Consider the following 4,548-nt stretch of genomic DNA (forward strand, 5'->3'; position numbering starts at 1 on the left):
CGAAACGACACATGAAAAGTGTTGAAGTGCCAACGGGTGAAAAGTCCATGTTTGGTTTGGGAAAAGAAATAATGAAAACAGAAAAGAAACCAACCAAAAATGTTGTTATATCGGAGCGTGATTATAAAAACTTAGTGACTGCTGCGAGAGATAACGATAGGTTAAAACAGCATGTTAGAAATCTCATGAGTACTGATATGGCGAGAGAATATAAAAAATTAAGTAAAGAACATGGGCAAGTTAAAGAAAAATATAGTGGTCTTGTAGAGCGATTTAATGAAAATGTAAATGATTATAATGAGTTGCTTGAAGAAAACAAGTCTTTAAAGTCTAAAATAAGCGATTTAAAGCGTGATGTGAGTTTAATCTATGAAAGCACTAAGGAATTCCTTAAGGAACGTACAGACGGCTTAAAAGCCTTTAAAAACGTTTTTAAGGGGTTTGTAGACAAGGTAAAGGATAAAACAGCACAATTCCAAGAAAAACACGATTTAGAACCTAAAAAGAACGAATTTGAACTAACTCATAACCGAGAGGTAAAAAAAGAACGAAGTCGAGATCAGGGAATGAGTTTATAAAATAAAAAAAGCACCTGAAAAGGTGTCTTTTTTTGATGGTTTTGAACTTGTTCTTTCTTATCTTGATACATATAGAAATAACGTCATTTTTATTTTAGTTGCTGAAAGGTGCGTTGAAGTGTTGGTATGTATGTGTTTTAAAGTATTGAAAACCCTTAAAATTGGTTGCACAGAAAAACCCCATCTGTTAAAGTTATAAGTGACTAAACAAATAACTAAATAGATGGGGGTTTCTTTTAATATTATGTGTCCTAATAGTAGCATTTATTCAGATGAAAAATCAAGGGTTTTAGTGGACAAGACAAAAAGTGGAAAAGTGAGACCATGGAGAGAAAAGAAAATCGCTAATGTTGATTACTTTGAACTTCTGCATATTCTTGAATTTAAAAAGGCTGAAAGAGTAAAAGATTGTGCTGAAATATTAGAGTATAAACAAAATCGTGAAACAGGCGAAAGAAAGTTGTATCGAGTGTGGTTTTGTAAATCCAGGCTTTGTCCAATGTGCAACTGGAGGAGAGCAATGAAACATGGCATTCAGTCACAAAAGGTTGTTGCTGAAGTTATTAAACAAAAGCCAACAGTTCGTTGGTTGTTTCTCACATTAACAGTTAAAAATGTTTATGATGGCGAAGAATTAAATAAGAGTTTGTCAGATATGGCTCAAGGATTTCGCCGAATGATGCAATATAAAAAAATTAATAAAAATCTTGTTGGTTTTATGCGTGCAACGGAAGTGACAATAAATAATAAAGATAATTCTTATAATCAGCACATGCATGTATTGGTATGTGTGGAACCAACTTATTTTAAGAATACAGAAAACTACGTGAATCAAAAACAATGGATTCAATTTTGGAAAAAGGCAATGAAATTAGACTATGATCCAAATGTAAAAGTTCAAATGATTCGACCGAAAAATAAATATAAATCGGATATACAATCGGCAATTGACGAAACTGCAAAATATCCTGTAAAGGATACGGATTTTATGACCGATGATGAAGAAAAGAATTTGAAACGTTTGTCTGATTTGGAGGAAGGTTTACACCGTAAAAGGTTAATCTCCTATGGTGGTTTGTTAAAAGAAATACATAAAAAATTAAACCTTGATGACACAGAAGAAGGCGATTTGATTCATACAGATGATGACGAAAAAGCCGATGAAGATGGATTTTCTATTATTGCAATGTGGAATTGGGAACGGAAAAATTATTTTATTAAAGAGTAGTTCAACAAACGGGCCAGTTTGTTGAAGATTAGATGCTATAATTGTTATTAAAAGGATTGAAGGATGCTTAGGAAGACGAGTTATTAATAGCTGAATAAGAACGGTGCTCTCCAAATATTCTTATTTAGAAAAGCAAATCTAAAATTATCTGAAAAGGGAATGAGAATAGTGAATGGACCAATAATAATGACTAGAGAAGAAAGAATGAAGATTGTTCATGAAATTAAGGAACGAATATTGGATAAATATGGGGATGATGTTAAGGCTATTGGTGTTTATGGCTCTCTTGGTCGTCAGACTGATGGGCCCTATTCGGATATTGAGATGATGTGTGTCATGTCAACAGAGGAAGCAGAGTTCAGCCATGAATGGACAACCGGTGAGTGGAAGGTGGAAGTGAATTTTGATAGCGAAGAGATTCTACTAGATTATGCATCTCAGGTGGAATCAGATTGGCCGCTTACACATGGTCAATTTTTCTCTATTTTGCCGATTTATGATTCAGGTGGATACTTAGAGAAAGTGTATCAAACTGCTAAATCGGTAGAAGCCCAAACGTTCCACGATGCGATTTGTGCCCTTATCGTAGAAGAGCTGTTTGAATATGCAGGCAAATGGCGTAATATTCGTGTGCAAGGACCGACAACATTTCTACCATCCTTGACTGTACAGGTAGCAATGGCAGGTGCCATGTTGATTGGTCTGCATCATCGCATCTGTTATACGACGAGCGCTTCGGTCTTAACTGAAGCAGTTAAGCAATCAGATCTTCCTTCAGGTTATGACCATCTGTGCCAGTTCGTAATGTCTGGTCAACTTTCCGACTCTGAGAAACTTCTGGAATCGCTAGAGAATTTCTGGAATGGGATTCAGGAGTGGACAGAACGACACGGATATATAGTGGATGTGTCAAAACGCATACCATTTTGAACGATGACCTCTAATAATTGTTAATCATGTTGGTTACGTATTTATTAACTTCTCCTAGTATTAGTAATTATCATGGCTGTCATGGCGCATTAACGGAATAAAGGGTGTGCTTAAATCGGGCCATTTTGCGTAATAAGAAAAAGGATTAATTATGAGCGAATTGAATTAATAATAAGGTAATAGATTTACATTAGAAAATGAAAGGGGATTTTATGCGTGAGAATGTTACAGTCTATCCCGGCATTGCCAGTCGGGGATATTAAAAAGAGTATAGGTTTTTATTGCGATAAACTAGGTTTCACTTTGGTTCACCATGAAGATGGATTCGCAGTTCTAATGTGTAATGAGGTTCGGATTCATCTATGGGAGGCAAGTGATGAAGGCTGGCGCTCTCGTAGTAATGATTCACCGGTTTGTACAGGTGCGGAGTCGTTTATTGCTGGTACTGCTAGTTGCCGCATTGAAGTAGAGGGAATTGATGAATTATATCAACATATTAAGCCTTTGGGCATTTTGCACCCCAATACATCATTAAAAGATCAGTGGTGGGATGAACGAGACTTTGCAGTAATTGATCCCGACAACAATTTGATTAGCTTTTTTCAACAAATAAAAAGCTAAAATCTATTATTAATCTGTTCAGCAATCGGGCGCGATTGCTGAATAAAAGATACGAGAGACCTCTCTTGTATCTTTTTTATTTTGAGTGGTTTTGTCCGTTACACTAGAAAACCGAAAGACAATAAAAATTTTATTCTTGCTGAGTCTGGCTTTCGGTAAGCTAGACAAAACGGACAAAATAAAAATTGGCAAGGGTTTAAAGGTGGAGATTTTTTGAGTGATCTTCTCAAAAAATACTACCTGTCCCTTGCTGATTTTTAAACGAGCACGAGAGCAAAACCCCCCTTTGCTGAGGTGGCAGAGGGCAGGTTTTTTTGTTTCTTTTTTCTCGTAAAAAAAAGAAAGGTCTTAAAGGTTTTATGGTTTTGGTCGGCACTGCCGACAGCCTCGCAGAGCACACACTTTATGAATATAAAGTATAGTGTGTTATACTTTACTTGGAAGTGGTTGCCGGAAAGAGCGAAAATGCCTCACATTTGTGCCACCTAAAAAGGAGCGATTTACATATGAGTTATGCAGTTTGTAGAATGCAAAAAGTGAAATCAGCTGGACTAAAAGGCATGCAATTTCATAATCAAAGAGAGCGAAAAAGTAGAACGAATGATGATATTGACCATGAGCGAACACGTGAAAATTATGATTTGAAAAATGATAAAAATATTGATTACAACGAACGTGTCAAAGAAATTATTGAATCACAAAAAACAGGTACAAGAAAAACGAGGAAAGATGCTGTTCTTGTAAATGAGTTGCTAGTAACATCTGACCGAGATTTTTTTGAGCAACTGGATCCAGGAGAACAAAAACGATTTTTTGAGGAAAGTTATAAATTATTTTCCGAACGATATGGCAAGCAAAATATTGCTTATGCAACAGTTCATAATGATGAGCAAACCCCTCACATGCATTTAGGTGTTGTGCCTATGCGTGATGGAAAACTGCAAGGAAAAAATGTGTTTAATCGTCAAGAACTGTTATGGCTACAAGATAAATTCCCCGAGCATATGAAAAAACAGGGTTTTGAGTTGAAGCGTGGTGAACGTGGCTCTGACCGTAAACATATTGAGACAGCTAAATTTAAAAAACAAACTTTGGAAAAAGAGATTGATTTTCTAGAAAAAAATTTAGCAGTTAAAAAAGATGAATGGACTGCTTATAGCGATAAAGTTAAATCAGATTTAGAAGTACCAG

4 protein-coding genes and 1 pseudogene are annotated in these 4,548 nt (G+C 35.7%); all 5 read left to right on the forward strand.

Annotation, left to right across the window (positions count from 1 at the left end):
- Window positions 1-578: pseudogene (locus tag KA894_RS14415) on the forward strand (MobV family relaxase); the annotation flags it as partial.
- A gap of 244 nt (window positions 579-822) precedes the next feature.
- Window positions 823-1,806, forward strand: a complete 984-nt coding sequence (locus KA894_RS14420; RefSeq protein ID WP_000336291.1) for a protein rep — start codon at window positions 823-825, stop codon at window positions 1,804-1,806.
- A 168-nt stretch (window positions 1,807-1,974) separates the two neighbouring features.
- Entirely contained in the window at window positions 1,975-2,736 is a 762-nt protein-coding gene (gene aadD1 / locus KA894_RS14425; protein WP_001014230.1) for an aminoglycoside O-nucleotidyltransferase ANT(4')-Ia, read from the forward strand.
- A gap of 216 nt (window positions 2,737-2,952) precedes the next feature.
- Window positions 2,953-3,357: a bleomycin binding protein gene (gene bleO, locus KA894_RS14430; RefSeq protein WP_001242578.1), complete on the forward strand. Its 405-nt coding sequence runs from the start codon at window positions 2,953-2,955 to the stop codon at window positions 3,355-3,357.
- Between the two features lie 506 nt (window positions 3,358-3,863).
- Window positions 3,864-4,548 (forward strand): MobV family relaxase (gene mobV, locus KA894_RS14435; RefSeq protein ID WP_210134036.1); only part of this gene is annotated, 685 nt, incomplete at its 3' end.

Origin of the sequence: Staphylococcus sp. GDY8P131P, assembly GCF_017891975.1 — a bacterium.
Lineage (GTDB): Bacteria > Bacillota > Bacilli > Staphylococcales > Staphylococcaceae > Staphylococcus > Staphylococcus nepalensis.

Excerpts from the sequence above, each read along its gene's own strand:
- KA894_RS14420 (WP_000336291.1), top strand. The coding sequence starts at position 823 with ATGTGTCCTAATAGTAGCATTTATTCAGATGAAAAATCAAGGGTTTTA.